At 61.3% G+C, this 25,184-nt stretch carries 17 protein-coding genes and 1 riboswitch; of the genes, 5 read left to right on the forward strand and 12 right to left on the reverse strand.

What is annotated here, in order from left to right:
* Positions 1-15: 15 nt before the first annotated feature.
* A complete protein-coding gene (metH, locus tag GZH91_RS00370) occupies positions 16-3,711 on the reverse strand; it encodes a methionine synthase (protein WP_147069656.1) in 3,696 nt (1,231 codons plus the stop codon).
* A 208-nt stretch (positions 3,712-3,919) separates the two neighbouring features.
* Here metH and GZH91_RS00375 point away from each other — a divergent pair, with 208 nt between their 5' ends.
* Together GZH91_RS00375 and mgtA are read left to right on the forward strand one after the other, a co-directional pair.
* Entirely contained in the window at positions 3,920-4,306 is a 387-nt protein-coding gene (locus GZH91_RS00375; RefSeq protein WP_147069658.1) for a rhodanese-like domain-containing protein, read from the forward strand.
* Positions 4,307-4,729: 423 nt separating this feature from the next.
* Positions 4,730-7,495, forward strand: coding sequence for a magnesium-translocating P-type ATPase (gene mgtA, locus GZH91_RS00380; protein WP_147069660.1), 2,766 nt, complete (start codon positions 4,730-4,732; stop codon positions 7,493-7,495).
* A gap of 58 nt (positions 7,496-7,553) precedes the next feature.
* On the opposite strand, the gene metF is transcribed toward mgtA, so the two are convergent.
* From metF to metK, 4 genes are all read right to left on the reverse strand, one after another.
* Positions 7,554-8,384 carry a methylenetetrahydrofolate reductase [NAD(P)H] gene (gene metF / locus GZH91_RS00385; RefSeq protein ID WP_147069912.1) on the reverse strand — a complete coding sequence of 277 codons (831 nt, stop codon included), beginning with the start codon at positions 8,382-8,384 and terminating at the stop codon, positions 7,554-7,556.
* Between the two features lie 8 nt (positions 8,385-8,392).
* A complete protein-coding gene (locus GZH91_RS00390; protein ID WP_147069914.1) occupies positions 8,393-8,740 on the reverse strand; it encodes a phage holin family protein in 348 nt (115 codons plus the stop codon).
* A 54-nt stretch (positions 8,741-8,794) separates the two neighbouring features.
* On the reverse strand, positions 8,795-10,213 hold the full coding sequence (ahcY, locus tag GZH91_RS00395; protein WP_147069662.1) for an adenosylhomocysteinase: 1,419 nt from the start codon (positions 10,211-10,213) through the stop codon (positions 8,795-8,797).
* A 34-nt stretch (positions 10,214-10,247) separates the two neighbouring features.
* A riboswitch (S-adenosyl-L-homocysteine riboswitch) is annotated at positions 10,248-10,323 on the reverse strand.
* Positions 10,324-10,389: 66 nt separating this feature from the next.
* Positions 10,390-11,553 (reverse strand): methionine adenosyltransferase, encoded by a 1,164-nt coding sequence (gene metK / locus GZH91_RS00400; RefSeq protein WP_147069664.1) that lies wholly within the window; start codon positions 11,551-11,553, stop codon positions 10,390-10,392.
* A 71-nt stretch (positions 11,554-11,624) separates the two neighbouring features.
* Between metK and GZH91_RS00405 the strand changes: the two genes are divergently transcribed.
* The 3 genes from GZH91_RS00405 (at position 11,625) to GZH91_RS00415 (ending at position 14,047) form a co-directional block, all read left to right on the forward strand.
* Positions 11,625-12,491 carry a lysophospholipid acyltransferase family protein gene (locus tag GZH91_RS00405; protein WP_147069666.1) on the forward strand — a complete coding sequence of 289 codons (867 nt, stop codon included), beginning with the start codon at positions 11,625-11,627 and terminating at the stop codon, positions 12,489-12,491.
* A 4-nt stretch (positions 12,492-12,495) separates the two neighbouring features.
* Positions 12,496-13,368 (forward strand): LpxL/LpxP family acyltransferase, encoded by an 873-nt coding sequence (locus GZH91_RS00410; RefSeq protein WP_147069668.1) that lies wholly within the window; start codon positions 12,496-12,498, stop codon positions 13,366-13,368.
* Positions 13,369-13,534: 166 nt separating this feature from the next.
* Complete coding sequence (locus GZH91_RS00415) at positions 13,535-14,047, forward strand: GNAT family N-acetyltransferase (protein WP_147069670.1); 513 nt, start codon at positions 13,535-13,537, stop codon at positions 14,045-14,047.
* On the opposite strand, the gene GZH91_RS00420 is transcribed toward GZH91_RS00415, so the two are convergent.
* The 7 genes from GZH91_RS00420 to GZH91_RS00450 form a co-directional block, all read right to left on the reverse strand.
* Positions 14,020-15,393, reverse strand: coding sequence for a sensor histidine kinase (locus GZH91_RS00420; RefSeq protein WP_147069672.1), 1,374 nt, complete (start codon positions 15,391-15,393; stop codon positions 14,020-14,022). The genes GZH91_RS00415 and GZH91_RS00420 overlap by 28 nt on opposite strands.
* The gene (locus tag GZH91_RS00425) at positions 15,380-16,060 is read right to left on the reverse strand and encodes a response regulator (RefSeq protein ID WP_147069673.1); all 681 of its coding nucleotides are present in this window, start codon (positions 16,058-16,060) and stop codon (positions 15,380-15,382) included. Before GZH91_RS00425 ends, GZH91_RS00420 begins: the two co-directional genes overlap by 14 nt.
* Before the next feature lie 9 nt (positions 16,061-16,069).
* Positions 16,070-19,174: an efflux RND transporter permease subunit gene (locus GZH91_RS00430; protein ID WP_147069675.1), complete on the reverse strand. Its 3,105-nt coding sequence runs from the start codon at positions 19,172-19,174 to the stop codon at positions 16,070-16,072.
* A gap of 13 nt (positions 19,175-19,187) precedes the next feature.
* The gene (locus GZH91_RS00435) at positions 19,188-20,336 is read right to left on the reverse strand and encodes an efflux RND transporter periplasmic adaptor subunit (RefSeq protein WP_223264435.1); all 1,149 of its coding nucleotides are present in this window, start codon (positions 20,334-20,336) and stop codon (positions 19,188-19,190) included.
* Entirely contained in the window at positions 20,336-21,607 is a 1,272-nt protein-coding gene (locus tag GZH91_RS00440) for a TolC family protein (RefSeq protein WP_161984123.1), read from the reverse strand. Before GZH91_RS00440 ends, GZH91_RS00435 begins: the two co-directional genes overlap by 1 nt.
* A gap of 575 nt (positions 21,608-22,182) precedes the next feature.
* On the reverse strand, positions 22,183-24,690 hold the full coding sequence (gene topA, locus GZH91_RS00445) for a type I DNA topoisomerase (protein WP_147069679.1): 2,508 nt from the start codon (positions 24,688-24,690) through the stop codon (positions 22,183-22,185).
* Positions 24,691-24,714: 24 nt separating this feature from the next.
* A complete protein-coding gene (locus GZH91_RS00450) occupies positions 24,715-25,176 on the reverse strand; it encodes a DUF494 family protein (RefSeq protein ID WP_147069681.1) in 462 nt (153 codons plus the stop codon).
* Between the last annotated feature and the right edge of the window lie 8 nt (positions 25,177-25,184).

Below are 25,184 nucleotides of genomic sequence, written 5' to 3' on the forward strand. Positions count from 1 at the left end.
GAAAAGCAGCTGCCTTTATACCTCGCCATCGTAGCCCAGGTTGGGCGCCAGCCAGCGCTCGGCGGTGGCAATATCCCAGCCCTTGCGCTGCGCATAATCCTCGAGCTGGTCACGGTCTATCTTAGCGACGGCGAAGTAGCTGGATTCCGGATGGGAGAAATAGAACCCGGACACGCTCGAGGCGGGCAGCATGGCGAAGCTTTCGGTCAGTTGCATACCGGTGTTTTCGGTGGCATGCAGCAGCTCGAACAACGGCGCTTTTTCGCTGTGCTCGGGGCACGCTGGATATCCTGGCGCGGGACGAATACCGCGATATTTTTCATCGATCAGCTCTTCGTCGCTGAGGGTTTCGTCAGCGGCGTAGCCCCAGAATTCGCGCCGCACGCGGGCGTGCATGCACTCGGCGAAAGCCTCGGCAAAGCGGTCTGCCAGGGCTTTGAGCAGAATGGCGTTGTAGTCGTCGAGGTCTTTTTCGTACGCGGCCACACGCCCGTCCATGTTGAGCCCGGCGGTGACGGCGAAGCCGCCGATGTAATCTTTCACGCCGGAATCCTTGGGCGCGATGAAGTCGGCCAGGCACATGTTCGGGCGGCCGGGCGGCTTTTCCATCTGCTGGCGCAGGGCATGGTAGGTCATCGCCACTTGGGTGCGCGATTCGTCGGTGTAGATTTCGATGTCGTCGCCCACGCTGTTGGCGGGGAACAGGCCGATCACGCCCGCCGCCTCCAGCCAGTTTTCTTCGATGATGCGTTTGAGCATGGCCTGGGCGTCGGCGTAGAGCTTGCGTGCTTCTTCACCCACCACTTCATCGTGCAGGATTTTCGGATGGCGGCCATGCAGTTCCCAGGTCTGGAAGAACGGCGTCCAGTCGATATAGCGGGCGATTTCCGCCAGCGGGTATTGCCGGAACACGTGCAGGCCTGGCTGTCTGGGAACCGGTGGCGTGTAGGCGTTCCAGTCGGTGACCAGTGCGTTGGCGCGCGCCTGCGCCAGCGTGGCGCGCCTGGACTGGGCGCGCTTGCCCTTGTGGCTTTCGCGGATGCGGATGTAATCAGCCTTGACCTCGGCCATGTAGGCATCGCGCAGCTCCGGCGAGAGCAGCTGCGTACACACGCCGACTGCGCGCGAGGCGTCTTTCACATACACGGTGGCGCCGCTGTAGTTGGGCTCGATTTTAACCGCGGTGTGGGCCAGCGAAGTGGTGGCGCCGCCGATCAATAGCGGCAGCTTCAGGCCGAGGCGCTCCATCTCTTTGGCAACGTGGGCCATTTCCTCCAGCGAAGGGGTGATCAGCCCGGACAGGCCGATGATGTCGGCTTTTTCGTCGAGCGCGGCTTGCAGGATCCTGGCGGCGGGTACCATCACGCCCAGGTCCACCACGTCGTAGTTGTTGCACGCCAGCACCACGCCGACGATGTTCTTGCCGATGTCGTGCACGTCGCCCTTTACCGTGGCCATGATAATCTTGCCCTTGGCCTCGGCGGCCACACCGCTGAGTGTCTTTTCTTCTTCGATGTAAGGGATCAGGTGCGCCACCGCCTGCTTCATCACGCGGGCGGATTTCACCACCTGCGGCAGGAACATCTTGCCGGCGCCGAACAGGTCGCCGACCACGTTCATGCCGTCCATCAGCGCGCCTTCGATGACGTGGATCGGACGCGCGGCCTGCCGGCGGGCCTGTTCGGTGTCCTCGATGATGTAAGTGGTGATGCCCTTCACCAGCGCGTGGGTAAGGCGCTCGCCGACCGGCGCTTCACGCCAGGACAGATCTTCCACCTGCTCCTGGGCCGAGCCTTTCACACTGTCGGCAAACGCCACCATGCGTTCAGTGGCATCGGGACGGCGGTTCAGAATCACATCCTCGACGCGCTCGCGCAAATCGGCGGGAATGGCGTCATATACACCCAGCTGTCCGGCGTTGACGATACCCATGTCCATGCCGGCCTGGATGGCGTGATAGAGGAACACGGTATGGATCGCCTCGCGCACCGGCTCGTTGCCGCGAAACGAGAACGACACGTTGGACACGCCGCCCGAGATCTTGGCATAAGGCAATGTGCGTTTGATTTCGCGGGTGGCTTCGATGAAGTCCACTGCGTAGTTGTTGTGCTCTTCGATGCCGGTGGCGACGGCGAAGATATTGGGATCGAAAATGATGTCTTCAGGCGGAAAATCGAGCTGTTCGGTGAGTATCTTGTAAGCGCGAGTGCAGATTTCCACCTTGCGTGCCTGGGTGTCGGCCTGCCCCACTTCATCGAACGCCATCACGATCACCGCCGCGCCATAGCGCCGGCACAGTTTGGCGCGCTCGATGAACTCGGCCTCGCCTTCCTTCATCGAGATCGAGTTGACGATGGACTTGCCCTGCACGCATTTCAAACCCGCCTCGATCACCGACCATTTGCTCGAGTCGATCATGATCGGCACCCGTGCAATATCGGGCTCCGAAGCGATCAGGTTGAGGAAGCGCACCATCGCCGCTTCCGCGTCGAGCATACCCTCGTCCATGTTGATGTCGATGATCTGCGCGCCGGCTTCCACCTGGCTGCGCGCCACCGCCAGCGCCTCGTCATACTGGCCGTTGATGATCAGGCGCGCGAACATCTTGGAGCCGGTGACGTTGGTGCGCTCGCCGACATTGACGAACAGGTCGCCGGCGCCGAGATTGAACGGCTCCAGTCCGGATATGCGCAGCTTTTTCTCGATGACGGGGATGACGCGCGGCGGATAAACTTCCACCGCCTCGCGCATTGCCCGGATATGCGCAGGCGTGGTGCCGCAGCAGCCGCCGACGATATTGAGCATTCCGGCTTGTGCCCATTGGCGGATTTGCGCGGTCATTGCTGCGGGTGATTCGTCGTATTCGCCAAACGCGTTGGGCAGCCCGGCATTGGGGTGGGCGGAGACGAAACAATCCGCCTTGTTGGACAATTCCTCGACATACTGGCGCAGTTCGCTCGCACCCAGCGCGCAGTTGAGGCCGATGGACAATGGCCGCACATGGCGCACAGAATTCAGGAACGCCTCAGTGGTCTGGCCGGACAGGGTGCGCCCCGAAGCATCGGTAATCGTGCCGGAAATCATGACGGGCAAACGCAGCCCGTGCGCATCGAAATATTTTTCAACCGCAAACAACGCGGCCTTGGCGTTGAGCGTGTCGAAAATGGTTTCCACCATCAGGATGTCGGCGCCGCCATCCACCAGGCCACGCGTTGCTTCAGTGTAAGCGATGACCAGCTCGTCAAAGCTGACGTTGCGATAGGCGGGGTCGTTCACGTCCGGCGACATGCTGGCAGTACGGCTGGTGGGTCCCAGAATGCCGGCGACGAAGCGCGGCTTGTCGGGCGTTTTGGCCGAGTATTCATCCGCTGCACTGCGCGCCAGCCTGGCCGCCTCGACGTTGAGCTCGTACACCAGGTCTTGCATGTGGTAATCCGCCATCGAAATGGATGTGGCGTTGAAGCTGTTGGTCTCCAGGATATCCGCGCCCGCCTCCAGGTAGGCCGCGTGAATGGCGCGGATGATGTGCGGCTGGGTGAGCACCAGCAGGTCGTTGTTGCCCTTCAGGTCGTGGGTGAAATCGGCGAAACGCACACCGCGATAATCCGCCTCCTCCAGCTTGTAACTCTGGATCATGGTGCCCATGGCGCCATCCAGGATCAGGATGCGATTTTTGAGGGCGGCGAGGAGCAAATCGGTGCGCGTGGTCATGACGGTGTACGGTGCGGCGGAAAGGCGGTTATGATACGGGGAATCAGGGGCTTAAGCCAATGCTGCTGACGCAGCCTCAGGAACGGCATGGACAGGATTGACAGAATTTCTCAGGATTGACAGGAACAAAACGAAATCCGTGTTTAAGGGGATATTCCTGTTAATCCTGTTCCATGTTTTAGCACCCTTCACTCCAAGGAGTCGCATCATGCAGCACCTTACCCCGAAAGAAGCACACACCTTCCTGCAAAACCATCCCGACGCGGTGTTCATTGATGTGCGCTCGGAAATGGAGTTCCTGTTCGTTGGTCATCCGCGCGACAGCATCCACATCCCCTGGAACGAATTCCCGGACTGGGAAGTGAACCCGCACTTTCTCGCCCAGGTGCGCCGCGCCACCTCGGTGAACCGCCCACTGGTGCTGATCTGTCGCAGCGGCAACCGTTCCGCCGAAGCCGGCCTGTTCCTCGAACAGCATGGCTACTCCGAAGTGTACAATGTGCTGCACGGCTTCGAAGGTCCGCTCGACGAGCACCATCATCGCGGCAGCCTTGCCGGCTGGCGCAGTGAAGGCTTGCCCTGGGAACAGTGCTGACCGACACAAAAAAGTAACTTTCCAAGCCCATAATCTTGGGCTAACATGCGCGCTGTTATGTAATAGCGGGGTTCCTTTGTGGGTACATGTTCAGGCGATAGTTGTAGCCAGTGTGTAACTGGTACTCTCCCGGTTAGATAATCCGCAGAACATCCTCTGCCGCTATCTCGCCGGGAGCGAGAAGCGGTGTCAAACACCGGTCAGCCTCTGACTGGCGCCTTTCACGCATCACTTCGCATTATCTTACTTGCTATAACGCGCGGCTTACTGCCTGGTGTCAATTCGTTGACGCGGTGGCGTATGGCCTGGAACCCGCCACATCGTTCTCCATTGGACTGCAATTGCCGCGGTAAGCTGCGGGACAGCCTGCTGCGGCATAATGTGCTTAATTCAAATCAGCCGTTTGAATGGAAGAAGAAAAAAATGAACTTCACAATTCTGAAACAGGTCTTCGCCGGTTTCATTCGCAGCCGCGCCATGAGCCGGCACTTCCGGCGGCTTGCCCTCCTCGAGGCGCTCACCGGCACGGGTGTGAGCAAAGAGGTGCCAGCATCGCTGGCACAGACCCTGGCCGGCGCCGCCAAAAGCGACGCCGATGCGCTGCTGAACAGCCTTGGTTCCCATGCCGACGGCCTGAGCGAACACGAGGCCGAGGCTATCCGCGAGCGTGTCGGGGCCAATGAGGTCGAGCACGAAAAACCCATGCCATGGTGGCAGCACCTGTGGCACAGCTATCGCAATCCGTTCAACCTGCTGCTCACCATTCTCGCGCTGGTCTCCTACCTTACCGGGGACATGAAGGCCACGATCGTCATTTCGACCATGGTAGTGCTGTCTACGCTGCTGCGTTTCTGGCAGGAATCCAAATCCAACAAGGCGGCGGACAAGCTGAAGGCGATGGTGAGCAACACGGCCACCGTGATGCGCCGTGACCCGGCCGAGGATGCCGCCGAGGACGCGCGCAAATACTTCAACGCAGTGTTGCATCCGAAAGGCCCGCGCAAAGTCGAAGTGCCGATCAAACACCTGGTGCCGGGTGATCTGGTGGTGCTGTCGGCGGGCGACATGATCCCCGCCGATCTGCGTGTGCTGACCGCCAAAGACCTGTTCCTGGCGCAGGCGGCAATGACCGGTGAATCGCTGCCGGTGGAGAAGTACGCCTACCCGCGCAACCCGGAGGCCACCAATCCGCTGGAACTGGACAACATCCTGTTCATGGGCACCAATGTGGTAAGTGGTTCGGCAACAGCCGTAGTCGTCACTACCGGCAGCAACACTTATTTTGGGGCGCTGGCCGAGCGCGTGACCACTACAGACCGCGCGCCGACCGCCTTCCAGGCCGGGGTGAACAAGGTGAGCTGGTTGCTGATCCGCTTCATGTTCGTGATGACGCCACTGGTGCTGCTCATTAACGGCTTTACCAAGGGCGATTGGGTAGAGGCGTTCCTGTTTGCGTTGTCGGTTGCGGTGGGCTTGACTCCGGAAATGCTGCCGATGATCGTCACCGCCACCCTGGCCAAGGGCGCGGTGATTCTGTCGCGCAAGAAAGTTATCGTCAAACGTCTGGACGCGATCCAGAACTTCGGCGCGATGGACGTGCTGTGCACCGACAAGACCGGCACCCTGACCCAGGACAAAATTTTTCTGGCACGCCACACCGATGTGTTTGGCGAGGTGTCGGATCAGGTGCTGGAGTATGCCTATCTCAACAGCTATTATCAGACCGGTTTGAAAAATCTGCTCGACGTAGCGGTGTTGGAGCACGCCGAAGTGCATCGTGAACTCAACGTCGCAAAGCACTACCGCAAGGTGGACGAAATCCCGTTTGATTTTCAGCGGCGGCGCATGTCTGTCGTGGTGTCAGAACGCGACGATCATCACGAGTTGATCTGCAAGGGTGCGGTGGAGGAGATCCTCGGTGTGTGCAGCCGCGTGCAGCATGGCGATGCGATTGAGCCGCTTACTGCTGAACTGTTGGCGCAGGTGAACAGCCTCACTGCCGCCCTCAATGAAGAGGGCCTGCGCGTGGTGGCGGTAGCAATGAAAGAAACTCCACCCACACAGAACGTTTACAGCGTGGCGGACGAATCCGGCCTGGTCCTGGTGGGCTATATCGCCTTCCTCGATCCCCCCAAGGAATCCACCGCTCCTGCACTCAAGGCGCTGCAGGGACACGGGGTGGTCGTGAAAGTGCTGACTGGTGACAATGAGCGCGTCACCGCCAAAATCTGTCGTGAAGTCGGCTTGCCGCCGCAAGGCGTGATCCTGGGCAGTACGATCGAGGCAATCAGCGATACCGAGCTGGCGCTCGTGGTCGAACAGCACAATGTATTCGCCAAGCTCTCGCCTGCGCACAAGGAGCGCATCGTGCGCGCGCTCAAAGCCAATGGTCATGTGGTGGGTTTCATGGGCGATGGCATCAACGACGCGCCGGCCCTGCGCGCCGCCGACATCGGCATTTCGGTGGATACCGCGGTGGACATCGCCAAGGAGGCGGCCGACATCATCCTGCTGGAAAAGAGCCTGATGGTGCTGGAAGAAGGCGTGATCGAAGGCCGCAAGACCTTTGCCAATATGCTCAAGTACATCAAGATGACTGCCAGCTCGAACTTCGGCAACATGTTCTCGGTGCTGGTGGCGAGCGCCTTCCTGCCGTTCCTGCCGATGCTGCCGCTGCATCTGCTGGTGCTGAACCTGCTCTATGACATCTCGCAGACCGCTATTCCCTTCGACAACGTTGACGAGGACCAGGTCAGACTGCCGCAACGCTGGAATCCGGAGCATATCAGCCGCTTCATGGTGTTCTTCGGGCCGGTCAGCTCCATCTTCGACATTGCCACCTACGGCCTGATGTGGTTCATTTTTGGCGCCAGCACGGTAGCACATCAGACCCTGTTCCAGTCGGGCTGGTTCATCGAGAGCCTGCTGTCGCAGACGCTGATCGTGTATATGCTGCGCACGCAGAAAATCCCGTTCATCCAGAGCCGCATTGGCTGGCCGCTGCTGGTGACGACGATGGCTGTCATGGTCGTCGGGATCCTCGTGCCGATGGGGCCGTTCGCGCATTACTTCAAGCTGCAAGCGCTGCCGCTCGCCTACTTCCCGTTCCTGGTCGTAATCCTGCTCGGCTATGTGCTGCTGATCCAGGCGATGAAAGGATTCTATACGCGCCGTTATGGCTGGCAGTGAAGGCTGGCTTGCCGGAATGGCACTAAAAACGTGATTCTGGCCGTCTTTGCCTGACGGGCTACAACCCCAGCCGCTGCCAGATGGCGGTGGTGAGCGCCGCCTGGTTCAGGGTGTAGAAGTGCAGTCCCGGCGCACCCGCCTTGAGCAGGCGTTCACACAAATCGGTCACCACATCCAGCCCGAAGGCGCGGATGGATTCGATGTCGTCGCTGTACGCTTCCATCTGCTTGCGCATCCAGCGCGGTATCTCCGCGCCGCAGGCGTCGGAGAAACGCGCCAGTTGCGTGAAATTGCCGATCGGCATGATGCCCGGCACAATGGGAAGGCCGACCCCCAGTGCGGCGCATTTATCCACAAAATTGAAATAGGCGTCGGCGTTGAAAAAATACTGCGTGATCGCGGAATTGGCGCCCGCCTCTACCTTGCGCTTGAAGTTGAGCAGATCTTCGCGCGCGCTGCGGGCTTGCGGATGGTATTCCGGGTAAGCCGCCACTTCAATATTGAACCAGTCGCCGCTCTCGTTACGGATGAATTCCACCAGTTCGTTGGCGTAGCGAAACTCGCCGGTGCTGGCCATACCCGAGGGCAGGTCGCCGCGCAGTGCCACAATGTGGCGGATACCATGTGTCTGGTATTCCTGCAGAATGGCGCGGATATTGTCATGGGTGGAGCCGATACAGGACAGGTGCGGTGCGGCTGAATAGCCGGCGCGCTGGATGTCGAGCACGGTTTCCAGCGAGTGATCGCGGGTGGAGCCGCCCGCGCCAAACGTCACCGAGAAAAACTTGGGCTTAAGCAAGGCCAGCTGGTCGCGCGTGGCGCGCAGCTTGTCTATGCCTTGCGGCGTTTTGGGCGGGAAAAACTCAAAGCTGAAAGTGCGCTTGACCATATTCAAGTCTAATCCTTATTGCCGGGTATGAAAGCCGCGAGCACCCAGGCAATCACGCCGTAAAGAATGGCGCCCACAAACGCAGCGCCAAAGTTGGTTACCCGAAAGCCCGGCAGCAAACTGCCCGCCAGCCAGAACAGCAAGCCATTCAGCACAAAATAAAACAGGCCCAGTGTCAGCAAGGTAATCGGCAGGGTCAAAATGGTCAGCACTGGGCGTACCACGCTGTTGATCAAGCCCAGTACCAGCGCGGCCGCCAGTGCCCAGCCAAAACTCGCCACCTGGATGGCAGGCAACAGGTAGGCAACGGCAAGCAAAGCCACGGCATTCAATAACCACAATAACAATATACGCATCATCGTTCTCCGATTCGCCTGTATACGTCGTACCAGCCGTCGCGGCTAGTCGGCCTAGTAACGGTAATGCGCCGCCTTGTACGGGCCGTTCTTGTCCACGCCAATGTAGGCAGCCTGCTGCTCGGTCAGTTCGGTCAACTGCACGTTCAGCGTTCGCAGCTGCAGGCGCGCCACTTTTTCGTCCAGGTGCTTGGGCAGGGTGTACACGCCAATCGGATAGTCGGCGCTACGGGTAAACAGCTCGATCTGGGCGATGGTCTGGTTGGCGAAGGACGAGCTCATCACGTAGGACGGGTGACCGGTGGCGCAGCCCAGATTCACCAGGCGGCCTTTGGCCAGCAGAATGATGCGTTTGCCGTCGGGGAAAATCACGTGATCCACCTGCGGCTTGATTTCTTCCCACTGGTATTTTTCGATGCCGGCGACGTCGATCTCGTTATCGAAGTGGCCGATATTGCAGACGATGGCCTGGTTTTTCATTTTCACCATGTGGTCGTGGGTGATGACATTGTAGTTGCCAGTGGCGGTGACAAAAATGTCTGCCTTGTCGGCAGCGTAGTCCATGGTCACCACGCGGTAGCCTTCCATCGCCGCCTGCAGCGCGCAGATGGGGTCGATTTCGGTCACCCAGACCTGCGCGGACAAAGCGCGCAAGGCCTGCGCGGAGCCTTTGCCGACGTCGCCATACCCCGCGACCACGGCGACCTTGCCGGCAATCATCACGTCAGTGGCGCGCTTGATGCCGTCCACCAGCGATTCGCGGCAGCCGTAGAGGTTGTCGAATTTGGACTTGGTAACCGAATCGTTGACGTTGATCGCGGGAAATTTCAGCTCGCCGCGTTCAAACATCTGGTACAGGCGATGCACGCCGGTGGTGGTTTCCTCGGTCACGCCCTTGATCTGCGCCAGGCGCGTGGAATACCACGTAGCATCGACTGCCAGCCTGGCCTTGATCGCCGCGAACAGCACGCGCTCTTCTTCGCTGCCGGGATTGGCCAGCACGCCGCGGTCGGACTCGGCGCGCGTGCCCAGATGCAGCAGCATGGTGGCATCACCGCCGTCATCCAGGATCATGTTCGAATAACCGCCATCCGGCCATTCAAAAATGCGGTGGGTGTAGTCCCAGTATTCGGCCAGCGATTCGCCCTTGACCGCGAATACCGGCGTGCCAGTGGCGGCAATCGCCGCGGCCGCGTGGTCCTGCGTGGAGAAGATGTTGCACGATGCCCAGCGCACTTCGGCACCCAGCGCCTGCAGGGTTTCGATCAGCACCGCGGTCTGGATGGTCATGTGCAGCGAGCCGGTGATGCGCGCGCCCTGGAGCGGCTGACTGGCGGCGAATTCCTCGCGGATCGCCATCAGGCCGGGCATTTCGATTTCGGCGATGTTGATTTCCTTGCGCCCCCAGTCGGCCAGCGACAGGTCGGCAATGATGTAATCGGGAGTGCTGCTGGAATGGGTGACGGCGTTCATCACGCCCTCCTTTCTGTAAAAAGACCAAAAAAGCAAGACGTGAGCGCCGTTTCAAATTGAAACGCCTTGAGCCTGGCGGGATGAAACCCGTCGCAACGCTCCTCAAGGCTGGGGGGCAATTCTACCGCAGTGGCCGCGCAATGCGCAGCAATTTTTGCGGATCTTCCCTATACGGCTTAAAGACTGGCATCCGCGCGCAGCGCCGCGGCCTTGTCGACGGACTCCCAGGTGAATTCCGGCTCGTCGCGTCCAAAGTGGCCGTAACTGGCGGTGCGCGTGTAGATCGGGCGCAGCAGGTTGAGAGTCTGGATAATCGCCTTGGGGCGCAGGTCGAAGTGCGCTTCCACCAGCCTGGCGATTTTCTCGTCGGCGATTTTGCCGGTGCCGAAGGTATTCACCATCAGCGACACCGGGCGCGCCACGCCGATGGCATAGGCCACCTGCACCAGGCACTTGCTGGCGAGACCGGCGGCGACGATGTTCTTTGCCACATAGCGTCCGGCGTAGGCAGCGGAGCGATCCACCTTGCTGGGGTCCTTGCCGGAGAATGCGCCGCCGCCGTGCGGGGCTGCGCCGCCGTAGGTGTCGACGATGATCTTGCGGCCGGTCAGGCCGGCATCGCCCATCGGGCCGCCGATGACGAAACGGCCGGTAGGGTTGACCAGATAGCGCACATCGTCCTTGAGCAGGTCGTCGGAAATCACCGGCTTGATGATTTCCTCGATCACGGCTTCTTCAATCTGCGCGTGGGAGATGTCCGGGTCGTGCTGGGTGGAGAGCACCACGGTGTCCACGTGTTGCGGCACCCCTTCCACATAGCGGATGGACACCTGGGATTTGGCGTCCGGGCGCAGCCACGGCAGGCGGCCATCCTTGCGCAGCTCGGCCTGGCGCTCCATCAGGCGGTGCGCCAGGTAAATCGGCAACGGCATCAGCGCCGGCGTTTCGTCGCAGGCGTAGCCGAACATCAGCCCCTGGTCGCCTGCGCCCTGGTCGAGATCCAGGCCTTCACCCTCGTTCACGCCCTGGGCGATGTCCGCCGACTGTTTGCCGAAGGTGGTGAGCACGGAGCAGGTATGATAATCAAAGCCGATTTCCGAGCTGTTATAGCCGATGCGCTTGACCGCCTCGCGCGCCACCAGGTTGTAATCAACGGTGGCGTGGGTGGTGATTTCACCGGCGATGACCACCAGCCCGGTGGTGACCAGCGTCTCGCAGGCTACACGCGCGTGCCGATCCTGGGTTAGAATCGCATCCAGCACGGCATCGGAAATCTGGTCGGCGACCTTGTCCGGATGGCCTTCTGACACGGATTCCGAGGTAAAAATAAATTCTTTCATGGCACCATTCCAAAATCGCAACAGGCGAGGATGGTAGCAAACTTTAGTCCTGCCCGACACCATTCCCCATCATGACGCAATTTCTGCTTCGCTTATTCGCCCGTCTGCCGCTACGCTTGTGGCACGCAGCGGGTGCGCTGGGCGGACGCCTGGCGTACCGCTACAACGCGCGCTACGCCACGCGTCTGGCGGACAATTTGCGGCACAGCGGCATCGCTGCCGGCGCGAGCGAATACCAGGCTCTGCTACGCCAGTGCGCAGCGGAAATCGGCAAGGGCGGCGCGGAAATCATTCCGATCTGGCTGCGTCCTTACGAGCAGACTTTAAAACTGGTGAAAGACTGCCAGGGCTGGGAACACGTCGAGGCGGCGGTAGGTGCGGGCAAGGGCGTGCTGGCGATGACCCCGCATCTGGGCTGCTTCGAGATCGTCAGCCTGTATTACGCGGCACGTCTGCCGATGACGGTGTTGTACCGTCCGCCGCGCCAGCAATGGCTGGAAGGCATCATGCGTGCCGGACGCGGACGCGGCAAAGTCAATCTCGCCAAAACCGATGTCAAAGGTGTGCGCGCGCTGCTCACCGCACTGAAAAAAGGTGAAGCGGTCGGGATTTTGCCCGACCAGGTGGCAAGCAAGGGCGAAGGCGCGTGGGCGAGCTTCTTTGGCCGCCAGGCCTATACCCCGACGCTGGTCGCGCGCCTGCACCAGTCCACCGGCGCAGTGCCGCTGCTGATGTTTGGCGAGCGGCTGCCCAGGGGGCAGGGCTATCGCATCCACATCGAGCCGCTCAAGGCCGACCTGACCGGCAGCAAGGAGCATACCGCCGCGCAACTCAACGCTGCACTGGAAGCGCTGATCCGCAAGTATCCGGCGCAATATCTGTGGAGCTACAACCGCTACAAGCGCCCCGGCGGGATTGAGCCGCCGCCGGAGCACTAGGCGCATGTCCCGAATCGGCATATTTTTTCTCTGGCTGGTGCACTGGCTGCCGCTGTCCATGCAAGCCACGCTGGGCAATGCGCTGGGCAGCCTGCTGTACCGCTTTGCCGGCAGGCGCCGCCGCATCGGTGAAATCAACCTGCAATTGTGTTTCCCGCAATGGGATCGGATCCATCGCGACGCAGTGCTGCGCGATCATTTCCGCTGTGCCGCACGTGGCGCGCTGGAGCACGGTATCCTGTGGTGGTCACCCGTTGAGCGGGTGAAGCGCCTGGTGCACTTTGCGGGACTGGAGCACTTCCAGCCGCTACACGGCCAGCCGGTGATCCTGCTGGCGCCTCACTTCGTCGGTCTGGACATGGGCGGCGTGCGTTTCACCGCCAGCTATGCGCCGATTGTGTCCATGTACAGCCGCATGAAAAACCCCCATTTCGACCGGCTCATGCTGCATGCCCGTACCCGTTTCGGCAGCTCGAAAATGTTTTCCCGCCACGACGGCGTGCGCCCGCTGGTGCGCGAGGTACGCCAGGGCTTGCCGCTGTATTACCTGCCGGACCAGGATTTCGGCGCCAAGGATGCGGCATTCGTGCCATTTTTCGGTGTTCCTGCTGCCACAGTGACCGCGCTGCCGCGCATCGCGCGCGTGGCGGATGCCAGGGTGGTGCCCTGTGTCACGCGTCAGTTACCTGGCGGCAAGGGCTACGTGGCGCAGTTCTACCCGGCCTGGGACAATTTCCCCAGCGCTGATGTGGAAGCCGACACACGGCGCATGAATGCCTTCATCGAAGACCGCGTGCTAGAGATGCCAGAGCAATATTTCTGGCTGCACAAGCGCTTCAAGACGCGCCCGCAGGGCGAACCAAAGCTGTATCCATGAACCTAAAAAACTTGGTTCTAAACCACGGAGCTCACGGCGGGCACGGAGAAAGGCAATCCCGGGGCTTTTATGGCCTCACCCAGCGGGTGAATGCCAGGCGACCTGCTATCCGTTGTTTTTACTCCGTGTTCTCCGTGAACGCCGTGGTTAACTTGCTTTTTCTAGGATGATTGCCCCCAGCTGGCAAATTACTGCGCTGCAAGCCGACCAGATCGAGGCGCTGGGCGCGCTGGCACGGTACATCTGGCAAAGGCATTATCCCGGCATCATCAGCCCGGCGCAGATTGATTACATGCTGCATCAGCGCTACCGCGCCGCGCTCATCAGGCAACAGCTTGGCCAGTTCGGCAGTTGGTGGGATATGGCGCAGAATGAAGCCGGAATGATCGGCTTTGCGCATTATTTCCTGGATATCGACCCGCAGCGCATCAAGCTCGACAAGCTCTATGTGCACCCTGCCTGGCAGCGCCGCGGTGTGGGTGCCGCGCTGCTTGGGCGCGTCGAATCCGAAGCGCGCAGACAAGGCTGCGGCACGCTCACGCTACGCACCAACAAACACAACCACATCGCGCTCGCCGCCTATCAAAAATACGGTTTTATCGTCACGGCGGCGGTGGTCACCGAGATTGGCGCAGGGTGGGTGATGGATGACTACGTGCTGGAAAAAGCGCTGGACTGAGAAAATCTCACCCGGACCAGGGTGCCGCGCCCCGCTGGCGGCGCGATGATTTCCAGCATGGCGTCGTGCACCCGGGCAATTTCCTGCACGATTGCCAGCCCCAGGCCGCAGCCGTCACCAGGGCTGCCTTCCACCCGATGAAAACGTTCCAGCACCTTGTCGCGTTGCGACTCGGGGATGCCGATGCCGTTGTCCTCGACTTCCAGCACCGCAGCGCCGGCCTGGCGACACCGTACGGTGACGCTGCCGCCCGCCGGGGTGTAACGCAGGGCGTTGTCAATCAGGTTGGCGAGCAGTTCACGAATCAACAGCGGCTCGCCTACCAGGGATGCGTTTTCCATATCGAAGCCGAGATCAATCTGCCGTTCCATGGCGCGTGGCACCCATTCACGCGCGGCGTCTTCGACCACATTGCGCAGATCCAGTGGCTGCATGGCATCGGGGGGCATGGCGCCGGGTTCGGCGCGCGCCAGGGTCAGCAACTGGTTGGCAAGATGTGCGATGCGCACGGTGGCATCGAGGAGATGCGTAAGCATGACCCGCAGCTCAGCCGGCATGGTGCCGCGCAAGGCAAGCTCGACCTGGGTTTGCAGTCCGGACAGCGGCGTGCGTAACTGGTGCGCGGCGTTGGCCAGGAAGCGCTGCTGGCCATCCATGGAATCGTTGAGCCGTGCCAGCAGCGCATTGAGCGAGGCGACCACTGGCCGCACTTCGTCGGGCGCGTGATGCTCGGGTACCGGGCGCAGGTCGCGGTGCGAGCGTGCGGCGATTTCTTTCTGCAGGCTTTGCAGCGGGGCGAGGCCGCGACGGATGCCGAACCACACCAGCAGCACCGCGGCCAGTGCAATCACCACGGCAGGCGCGAGCATCCCGGCCAAAATGCCGACCAGATGATGGTCGCGCTTGTCCAGCGTTTCTGCCACCTGCAGATAGGCGCTGCCGCCCCCGCTTAAGTGCATCTTTAATGCGGCGGCGCGGATGTTGCGTCCGCGAAACGCGGTATTGTAAAACAGGGGCTTATCGTTGACCTGCGCGGGTATCGGCAAATACAGGTTGCCCGCCAGACGCGTGCCATCGGCGGCGATAAGCTGATAGTAGATATTATCGTAGGCGTCCACCAGCAGCAGGTCGCGGGCACTGGGCGGCAGGTTCAACACCGGCTTGCCGTCCACTACCTGGATATACTGCGCCAGCGCCAGCATGGGGTCGAGCAGCTCCTTGTCGTAGGCGTCATTGGCGGCGTTGCGGGCCATGTAAAAAGTACCGACCGACCCCAGTACCAGCAGCACCAGCAGCGGAATCAGCAGCCAGCCCAGCAGCAGGCGCCGCAGGCTACGGGTGTACATTTTTTGCTTCTTCGAGCAGATAGCCAAACCCGCGTATGGTGCGGATATTGATGCCGGCGGGCTCCAGCTTGGCGCGCAGACGCGACATGTACACCTCCACTGCGTTGGGGCTGATTTCCTCGTCCCAGTTACACACCGCCTGCATGATTTTGTCTTTGCTCAGCACCTGCCCCTGGCGCATCAGCAGATATTCCAGCACCCCCCATTCGCGCGCGGTGAGCCCAATCGGAGTATCACCCAGCCATACCCGGTGCGCCAGCGTATCCATGGTGAGACGTCCGCAACTGAGCTGGGCGCTCTGCGCATGATGGCCGCGCCGCAGCAGGACGCGCACACGCGCTTCGAATTCGCCCAATGCAAACGGCTTGACCATGTAGTCATCCGCACCCAGGTCGAGGCCGCGCACCCGGTCGGCCACCGCGTCACGCGCGGTGAGGATCAGTACCGGCACGGTAAGCCCGCGTTCACGCAGCTTGCGCAATACTGCAAAGCCATCCTGGCCGGGCAGGCCGATATCCAGCACGACCAGGTCGTAATGCTCGGCACCCAGTGAAAGTAATGCTTTTTCGCCGCTGACCGCGCGATCCACGGCATAGCCCGGCAACGCCAGCGAAACTGCCAGCCCGGCGGCGAGCAGTTCGTCATCTTCCACTATCAGAATACGCATGGGTTTTCCTCATAAACGCGCTGGCTGCTGTCCTTCCACATTGCGATTAAACCACCGAAACGCCAGCGGCAGCAGCCACAGGGTAAACAACGTGCCGGACACAATCCCGCCGACAATCACAACCGCAAACGGGCGCTGGGTCTCCGAGCCGATACCATGCGAGAGCGCTGCTGGCAGCAAACCCAAGCCGGCCATCAGCGCAGTCATCAGAATCGGGCGCAGGCGCTGTACCGCACCGTCCATGATACCGGCCTGCAGATCGGCGCCGTTCCTGACCAGCGCGATGATCTGTTCGAGCATGATCACGCCGTTCTGCACCGAAATGCCCGCTACGGCAATGAAGCCCACCGCCGCCGATACCGAAAGATGCAGCCCCGCCAGCCCCAGTCCGGCAATGCCGCCGATCAGGGTAAACGGCACCATCAGCAGCACCAGCACCGCCTGCTTGACCGATCGAAACGCCCAGAACAGGAGCGAGAAAATCAGGAACAGGCTGATCGGGACGATGATTTTCAGGCGTTTCATCGCGCGTTGCTGGTTCTCGAACTGGCCGCCCCAGGTGACGGTATAACCGGACGGCAATTTCACCTGCTGCCTGACCAGTTGCTGTGCCTCGGCGACAAAGCTGCCCTGGTCGCGCCCAAGCAGGTTGGCCTTCACCGAAACATTGCGGCTGCCCGCCTCGCGGCTGATCCGCGCCGCGCCCTGTTTGATGCTGATACTGGCAATATCGGACAGCGCCACGCTGCCGTTGCCGCCCGGCAGCGACACTTGCAGGTTACCAATGTCATCCACTGCATCGCGATAGGGCGCCTGCAGGCGCAGGGTAACGTCAAAGCGCCGTTCCCCCTGGTAAAAACTGTTTACCGCCTGATCCGCCAGTGCGCTCTGGATCACCCTGTTGGCGTCGGCGACGCTGATGCCAAGACGCCCCATGCGTACCCGGTCCAGCTTGATATTAAGCTCGGTCTGCCCGCCCACCTTGATCGCCGCCACGTCGCTCGCACCACGCACGCTGGCCAGCAGTGTGGCGATCTGCTCGGCCTTGGCCTCCAGGATATCCAGATCGGGTCCGCTTACCTTGACCGAAATCTCACCCTTCACCCCGGACAGCGCCTCTTCCACGTTGTCCTCGATTACCTGGGAAAAGTTGGTGGGCAGGCCGGGAATGCTTTTCAGCTTTTGCGTCATATCCGCCACCAGCGCGTCCTTGTCGGCAAAGCGCCAGGTTGCGTGCGGTTTCAGGTCGGCCAGTATTTCCATATTGTTGGGGCCTTTGGGGTCGGTGCCATCGTCGGGCCGCCCCACCTGGCTGATCACATTGCTTACTTCCGGATAACTGAGCAGGATCGAACGCACCTGGCGCTCCACGGCCTTGGTCTTGTCCAGCGCGGTCTGCGGCGGCAGAGTAATGGTCAGCCAGATATTACCTTCATCCAGCTTGGGCAGAAATTCACTGCCCAATAGCGGCACGCTGGTCAGTGCCACCACCAGCATCAGCAACGCTCCACCGAAGATGAATGGCCGATAGCCCTCCGACCACGCCAGTAACGCCCGGTAGCGCTCCTGCAACTTGTGCATCCAAGGGGTGTGCTTCTCTGCCATACGTTCGCCCTTGAGGGTGTAGGAGAGCAAGGTCGGCACCAGGGTAAGGGTGAGGATGAGCGCGCCCAGCAGGGCAAAACTCAAGGTCAGCGCCACCGGGGTGAAGATTTTTCCCTCCACGCGCTGGAACGTGAAAATCGGCAAAAACGCCAAAATAATAATCGCCTTGGAAAACAGGATGGGATGCCCCAGCTCGATGGCGGTGTGCTTGAGCGCCTGCATCCGCCAGGCCGGCGTATGGTGAGCGGCGTGTCCATCCTGCGCCGCCAGCGCCAGGCGCACCATCAGCGCCTCGACCAGCACCACGGCACTGTCGATGATAATCCCGAAATCCACTGCCCCCAGTGAAATCAGGTTGGCCGACACGCCGCGTGCGTCCATCAGGATGAAAGCGAACAGCAGCGCGAGCGGAATCACTGAGGCCACAATCAGTGCCGCGCGCCAGTTACGCAAAAACACGATGAGAATGGCAATCACCAGCACCGCCCCCATGATGAGGTTTTCGCTCACCGTGTGCACCGTGTGGTTAATCAGCTGGGTGCGGTCGTAGATGGGATGGATGCTCACCCCCGGCGGCAGCTTGGCGTCGACCTCGACAATTTTCTGGCGCAATGCCTTGACCACCTTGGCGGCATTCTGGCCTTTGACCATCTGCACGATGCCTTCAACCACGTTATCGCGCTGGTTGAAGGCAACAATGCCGGAACGCGGGCGTGCACCGATCCCCACGTCACCAATGTCGCGCACCAGCACGGTTTTGCCGTCCCTGGCCAGCACCACCACGCGGGCAATATCGTCCACGCTGTTGAACAGCCCCTGACCACGCACCACCAATGCCTCGTCGCCACGCTTGATCAGGCCGCCCCCCACGTTGGCGCTGCCATTGGCGAGTGCCTGGCTGACCTGGTCCAGAGTGACGCCGTATTTTTTCAGCAATGCGGGATTAACATTGACCTGATATTCCTTGATCAGCCCACCAAAGCTCGCCACATCGGCCACACCCGGCACCATGCGCAGGGCAGGACGGATCTGCCAATCCTGAATCGCGCGCACCTCGGTCAGCGGCATATTGACCGGGGTATCCAGCACATAGCGATAAATTTCGCCCACCGCCGTGGTCAGCGGCGCCAGCGAGGGCTGCACGCCGGGCGGCAGGTTGACGTTCTGCAATTTTTCCAGCACCTGCTGGCGTGCAAAATAATCGTCAGTATGATCAGAAAAAGTCAGCGTGACGATGGACAGCCCGGTCATCGATACCGAGCGCAGCTGGGTGATGCGCGCCACCCCGCTCATTTCGCGCTCGATGGGCAGGGTGACGCTGCGCTCGACTTCTTCCGGCGCCTGCCCGGCCATTTGGGTCACCACCTGTACCTGCACGTCCTGCACATCGGGGAAGGCTTCGATCGGCAGGTCGCTCAACGCATGCCAGCCCAGCAGCACCAGCGCAACCACCATCAGCAGCACAAATACGCGTTGCTGCAGGGCAAAGGTAATCAGTTTATCCAGCATCGTATTCGCCCGGTTATTGGGTCACGCCCAGTTCGGAATTGAGCAGCAGCGCGCCACTGGTAACAATGCGTTCGCCCGGCCGCAGGCTGTCCACGCTGTAGGCATAGTCACGATCCTGTGCAGCGAGGGTGACGCGGCGCTTGCGTAATACGCCGGGTGCCTGCTCGACAAACACATAGCTGTACAGGCCGTCGCTGACCAGCGCTGCATTGGGGATGCGGAATGCCAGCTGGTCCGCATCGGCGAGCAGGGTGACCCGTGCAAACATTTCCGCCTTGAGCCGGGCAGCTCCGCTATCCACACTGCAGCGCAGCATGATGCGGCGGGTGACCGGGTCGAGTGCCGGGGCGATTTTGTCGATGTGACCGGCAAAACGCTGGCCGGGGTAAGCATCCACCTCAATGGCTACCGGATGACCAAGCGCGACTTTGCCAAGCAGGTTTTCCGGCAAATCCACGCTGACCCACAGCCGTGCCGGGTCGGTGACCACAAACAAGGGGTTGGGCAAATCCGGGCGCACCTCCATGCCGGGATTCACCTGGCGTTCGACCACCACACCCGCAATCGGGCTGCGCAGCGGGTAGCCTTCGTCGGCATTCACCGCACCCGCCGGGGCAAGGTTATGCAAACGCAGACGGGCACGGCGCGATTCGGCACGCGCGGCGGCGTAATCGGCCTGGGCGGCTTCGAGGTCTTTGCGCGCCAGGGCTTCGCCGCGGTACAGGGTTTGCGCACGGACGAGCGCCAGGCGTTTGACATTGGCATCGGCCTGGGCTTTTTCCAGATCCGACTCGGCGCTGCCCAGATCCGGCGAATCCAGCACCAGCAGGGTTTGTCCGGCACGCACGCTATCACCCAGTTGCGCCTTGATGGTCACCACGCGGCCGTTGATTGGCGAAGAAATGCGCGCGGTAGCGTCCTCGTTGTACACCACCCGGCCATTGAGCGGCCCAGCCAGTGGCAGCGCCACCCGCTGCACCGGCTCGGCGCGAATCGACGCCAGTTGCGGGGCGCCGGCCGGGTAACGCAATACGTCGGGGTCGCTGGGAGCGCGCGGGGCGGCGGCAACCGTCGCTGCTGATGGGCGCGCATGCCACATGAAATAAGCGGCACCAGCTGCCACGACAGCCAATGCGATTAGGAGGCGGGAAATTTTCATCATCAGTCCTTGGCAAGCTGGGTATTGATGCGCCATGCAGCGACGGCGCGCGCGTAATCGGCCTGGGCTGTCAGCGCCTCGATCTGGATGGCGCGCCAGGTGCGGCGTGCGTCGAGCACATTCACCGCCGAAATGGCACCGTGGGCAAAGGCGAATTCGGCGGCATCGGCGGCGCGACGCGCGGCGGGGATGAGCTCGGTTTGATAGCGCCGGAGTCGCTGGGTGCTGCTGTCGAGGGCGTTGCGCGCACGTGTCAGCTCGCCCAATGCCAGCGCATGGGTACGTTCCAGGTTGTCTTGCGCAGCGTCGAACGCGACCTCGGCGTTGCGGATATCCCCCGCATAATCATTGCCAAGAAAAAGCGGGAAGCTCACGCCCACGCCGAAGCTGTTGCCATTGTCGGGCGGGTAATGCTCAACTTGCGCGCCAACAGAAATGTCACGCACGCGTTGCGCCCGCACCAGGTCGCGCGCGCTGCGCGCCGCATCCACACGTGCCTGAGCGGCGCGCATGTCGGGGCGGCGGGCAATGAGAGCTTCGATATCGGCGTTTGTTGCCAGATCGCCTGGCACCGGCCAGGCGGATGTGGCCTGGATGCGCGGCGCATCGGCATCCGCACCGATCAGGTAGGCCAGTGCCAGCCGCGCCGTCGCCACATCGGCTGCGGCCTGTGCGGCGTCGTTGCTGGCGCGCAACGTATCAACGCGAATAACCGCCACTTCTGACGCCGCCAGGTCGCCCGCCCTGAGGCGCAATTCGGCTTTGTCCAGGGCTGCCTGGGCGAGTTGTGCACTGTCTGCAGTCAGCCGCATTTTGTCCTGCGCCAGCAGCAGGTCGTAGTAAGCTGCATCCAGCGCCACACGCTGCTGGCGGCGGGTATCGGACAAATCATCCTGGCTTGCCTGTTGCAATTGCCGCGCAGTGCGCATGCGCAAGGCGCGCTTGCCGCCGCGCTCGATGAGTTCGTCCACGCGCACGATGGTATCAATGCGTTTATCGTAAGGTGTGCCCGCACCCAGCCCGCGTGACGGCGTGATGCTGACGCTGTTGATGGAAACCTGCGGATTGGGACGCGCGCGCGCCGACATCAGCACCGCATCGGCGGACTCGACGGCGCGCTGCCCGGCCAGGATATCGCGGTTATTTGACAGCAGCCGCGCTTCGGCCTGCTCCAGGGTGAGCGTCAGCGGCGCAGCATCCGTGGCCGCCCGGGCGACAAAAGGTGCCGCACAAGCCAGGGCCCATGCAATCACAAGCGGCAAAATCAGCTTCACAGGACTCCCCCGGTTCACGCCATGCGCGCATCTGGACGATGCGTGGCAGGCCTATCGAAAGTCGGCAATGATCCCGGCTTAGCCTTGCAGCCATCTGACGGGGAGGGTAGAAAACAATAAAGAAGAAAAAAGCAGTTGAAGCCACTGAGAACACGGAGGGGACGCGGGTTTTGAGTAGAAGTGATTTTTTCTGATGATGGGTGAATCTGGAACAGCCACCCATGCCCTGTATTTGCGAGTTGAGCGCCGCGCCGCGCCGCCCAGCCCTGCGAACCCCATTTCATTCAAGTCCGACAGGCTCCTGGTGGCCAACAGCCGTTTTTAGCAACTATTCGGGCTCACCAGAATGGCATAAAGCGTGCGCCATCTGCTAAAAACGGGCTTGCAAACCCCGGGTTAAAACAGGCTGCACGGCTTCGCCTAACCCGCACCACGGCATGGAATGACTTGCTGATTACCGTTCTTTCAAGATACATGGTAAAACAGCGCCCATAATTTAAGGGAATCCCAGCCAAGCCGGGTTTTGACATTGCTGTGTACGGCGGGCCAGTGCCGTCCGAAAGCACGCCGATAAATCAGGCAGCCGCTTTGGTGCGCCGGGCGGGCGTTTTCGGCTTGGCTTTGGTTTTGGCGGCGGGTTTCTTGCGGGTAACCGGGCCTTTGGCGGCGCGGGCGGCGAGCAGCGAAAGCGCCTCTTCCAGCGTACAGGCTGCCGGATCGGCATCCTTGGGCAGGGTGGCATTGACTTTGCCGTGCTTGACGTACCAGCCATATTGGCCGTTGTGCAGGGTCACCGGCTTGCCGTCTTCGGGATGATTGCCCAGCGGCTTGCCGGCAGGCGCACCGCCGCGCGGCTCTTTCGCCATGGCCAGCACGTCCAGTGCGCGCGCCAGGTCGATGCTGTAAACGTCGTCGGCCTTGGGGAGGGATTTGAACTTGCCGTCGTGCTGCAAATAGGGGCCGAAACGGCCAATGTTGGCGATGATGGGCAGTTGGGTGTCGGGGTGCATGCCCACTTCGCGCGGCAGCGACAGCAACTTCAGCGCGGTGGGCAGATCGGCGTGCTCGGCAGGCAGGGTTTTCGGCCACGAAGCGCGCCGGGGTTTGAGCTTTTTGTCTTCCGGCGTGGCACCGATCTGCACGTACCAGCCGTAGCGGCCATTCAGCAGCAGGATGTCCTGCCCGCTGTCCGGGTCTTGCCCCAGCACGGTGGGGCCGTCCTCGTTGCCGCCGTGCAGCGGGCGCGTGTAATCGCACCCGGGATACGCCGAGCAGCCGACGAACAGCCCGCGCTTGCTGGCCTGCAGGAACAGTCTGGCGCCGCACTTGGGGCACGGTTCATCGGGGATCGGGCAGCCGCGCTCGACGTCGGCCTTGGCGGCGAGCGTGCCGGAAAATTCCTGCCAGAAGTCGTCCAGCAGCGGAATATATTTGAGTGTGCCGTTGGAGACGTCGTCGAGCCGGTCTTCCAGCTTGGCGGTGAAGTCGTAGTCCACGTAGTGGGTGAAATGAGTGGTGAGGAAACAGTTCACCAGCCGCCCGATCGGCGTGGGCATGAAGCGTTTCTTGTCGAGTACCGCGTATTCGCGGTCCTGCAGCGTGGAGATGATGCTGGCGTAGGTGGACGGCCGGCCGATACCGTACTCTTCCAGGGTTTTCACCAGGCTGGCTTCGGTGTAGCGCGGCGGCGGCTGGGTGAAGTGCTGCTCGCCGGAGAGCCTGTCCACCGGCACGGTCTCGCCCTCACTCAGCACCGGCAGCTTGGCTTCCTCCTCGCTCTCCTCGTCGTCCTGGTTTTCCTGATACACGGCGATGAAGCCGGGGAATACCAGCGTCTGGCCGGTGGCGCGGAACAGGTTGGCCGGGCCGCCCACGGCGATGTCCAGGCTCACCGTGTCGAACTGCGCCGGACTCATCTGGCACGCCAGGGTGCGCTTCCAGATCATTTCGTAGAGACGCGCCTGGTCGATGGTGAGGAACTTGCGCACCGATTCCGGGGTGCGCGAAATCGCGGTGGGGCGGATCGCCTCGTGCGCTTCCTGGGCGTTTTTGGATTTGTTGCGGAAATACACCGGCGCATTGGGGAGGTAGTCGGCGGCGAAATTTTTGCCGATATAGGCGCGCACGTCTTCGATGGCTTCGCGCGCCAGATTCACCGAGTCGGTACGCATGTAGGAGATCAGACCCACTGCGCCGCCGCCGATATCAATACCTTCGTACAGTTGCTGGGCGGTGCGCATGGCGCGCTCGGTGGTCATGCCGAGTTTGCGCACCGCCTCCTGTTGCAGCGTGGAGGTGGTGAACGGCGCGGCCGCGCTGCGCGATTTGCGCTTCTTTTCCACGCGCGTGACATTGCCGGTTTTGGCATTGGTCAGGGCATCGAGAACGGCCTGTTGCGCCTCACCCGTAGCGATGCTGAACTGGTCGAGTTTTTCGCCCTGGTACTGCACCAGGCGCGCGGAAAATGCCTGCCTGCCCTTGTGGCTGTCGAGGTGGATGGTCCAGTATTCGCGCGCCTGGAACTTTTCGATTTCCAGCTCGCGCTCCACAATCAGGCGCAGCGCCGGACTTTGCACGCGACCGGCGGACAGCCCCGGGCTGATTTTGCGCCACAGCAGCGGCGACAGATTGAAGCCTACCAGGTAATCCAGCACACGCCGCGCCTGTTGCGCATCCACCAGCGGCATGGCGATTTCACGCGGGTGGTCGACTGCGTGCTGAATGGCGCTCTGGGTGATTTCGTGGAACTCGATGCGCGCGATCGGCTTCTTCGGCGTGATCTTCTTCTCGCGCAGGATTTCCGCGAGATGCCAGGCAATGGCCTCGCCTTCGCGATCCGGGTCGGTTGCCAGTAGGATGCGATCCGCCTTTTTCGCCGCACGCACGATGGCGTCGACGTGTTTTTCGTTGCGCTCGATGAGTTGGTACTTCATGGCGAACTGGTTGTCCGTATCCACCGCGCCGGTTTTCGGCACCAGGTCACGCACGTGACCGTAGCTGGCGAGGATTTCGTAATCCGCGCCGAGGTATTTTTTCAGGGTTTTTGCCTTGGAAGGCGACTCGACAATAACGAGAAATGACATGTGTATCTGCGCGCCGCAGGGGCGTTAGTGGATGGGGAGGCTGTTGCCATCGTTAAACAGCATATCCTCCAGTAATAAATAGTCCTGGTTCGGGTTCTGGCTCCACAGCACCATCAGCGCGATCCACTTGATTTTGTCCGGGGTGATTTCGTCTTCGTCCAGCGCCAGCACGCGGTCGATGACCCACTCGCGTTGCAGCGGGTTGAGGATGCCGGCCTGTTCCAGAAACATCAGCAGGCCCTGGCTCTCGCTATCCAGCCGGTCCTGTTCAACCTCGGCATAAAACCGGATGGCGCGGCTGTGCATCAGGCTGGCCGGGTATTCTGCGCTGTTGAGCGTGCCCAGATCGGAGAACCAGTCCAGCGCGCAGTCTATCTCATCGCCGTTAAAGCCGGCTGCGGTCAATTTGAGCGCCAGCGCATCGCGATGCGGTGCCAGTTCAATATGCGGGTAATTTTCAAACAGGTAAATGAGGATTTCTAACATTATCTTTT

It is taken from the genome of Sulfuriferula plumbiphila (genome assembly GCF_009938015.1).
Taxonomy (GTDB): Bacteria; Pseudomonadota; Gammaproteobacteria; order Burkholderiales; family Sulfuriferulaceae; genus Sulfuriferula; species Sulfuriferula plumbiphila.

Bases quoted from the DNA above. Each gene is read 5' to 3' on its own strand.
- metH (WP_147069656.1), bottom strand. From the start codon at position 3,711: ATGACCACGCGCACCGATTTGCTCCTCGCCGCCCTCAAAAATCGCATC.
- GZH91_RS00375 (WP_147069658.1), top strand. From the start codon at position 3,920: ATGCAGCACCTTACCCCGAAAGAAGCACACACCTTCCTGCAAAACCAT.
- mgtA (WP_147069660.1), top strand. From the start codon at position 4,730: ATGAACTTCACAATTCTGAAACAGGTCTTCGCCGGTTTCATTCGCAGC.
- metF (WP_147069912.1), bottom strand. From the start codon at position 8,384: ATGGTCAAGCGCACTTTCAGCTTTGAGTTTTTCCCGCCCAAAACGCCG.
- GZH91_RS00390 (WP_147069914.1), bottom strand. From the start codon at position 8,740: ATGCGTATATTGTTATTGTGGTTATTGAATGCCGTGGCTTTGCTTGCC.
- ahcY (WP_147069662.1), bottom strand. From the start codon at position 10,213: ATGAACGCCGTCACCCATTCCAGCAGCACTCCCGATTACATCATTGCC.
- metK (WP_147069664.1), bottom strand. From the start codon at position 11,553: ATGAAAGAATTTATTTTTACCTCGGAATCCGTGTCAGAAGGCCATCCG.
- GZH91_RS00405 (WP_147069666.1), top strand. From the start codon at position 11,625: ATGACGCAATTTCTGCTTCGCTTATTCGCCCGTCTGCCGCTACGCTTG.
- GZH91_RS00410 (WP_147069668.1), top strand. From the start codon at position 12,496: ATGTCCCGAATCGGCATATTTTTTCTCTGGCTGGTGCACTGGCTGCCG.
- GZH91_RS00415 (WP_147069670.1), top strand. From the start codon at position 13,535: ATGATTGCCCCCAGCTGGCAAATTACTGCGCTGCAAGCCGACCAGATC.
- GZH91_RS00420 (WP_147069672.1), bottom strand. From the start codon at position 15,393: ATGTACACCCGTAGCCTGCGGCGCCTGCTGCTGGGCTGGCTGCTGATT.
- GZH91_RS00425 (WP_147069673.1), bottom strand. From the start codon at position 16,060: ATGCGTATTCTGATAGTGGAAGATGACGAACTGCTCGCCGCCGGGCTG.
- GZH91_RS00430 (WP_147069675.1), bottom strand. From the start codon at position 19,174: ATGCTGGATAAACTGATTACCTTTGCCCTGCAGCAACGCGTATTTGTG.
- GZH91_RS00435 (WP_223264435.1), bottom strand. From the start codon at position 20,336: ATGATGAAAATTTCCCGCCTCCTAATCGCATTGGCTGTCGTGGCAGCT.
- topA (WP_147069679.1), bottom strand. From the start codon at position 24,690: ATGTCATTTCTCGTTATTGTCGAGTCGCCTTCCAAGGCAAAAACCCTG.
- GZH91_RS00450 (WP_147069681.1), bottom strand. From the start codon at position 25,176: ATGTTAGAAATCCTCATTTACCTGTTTGAAAATTACCCGCATATTGAA.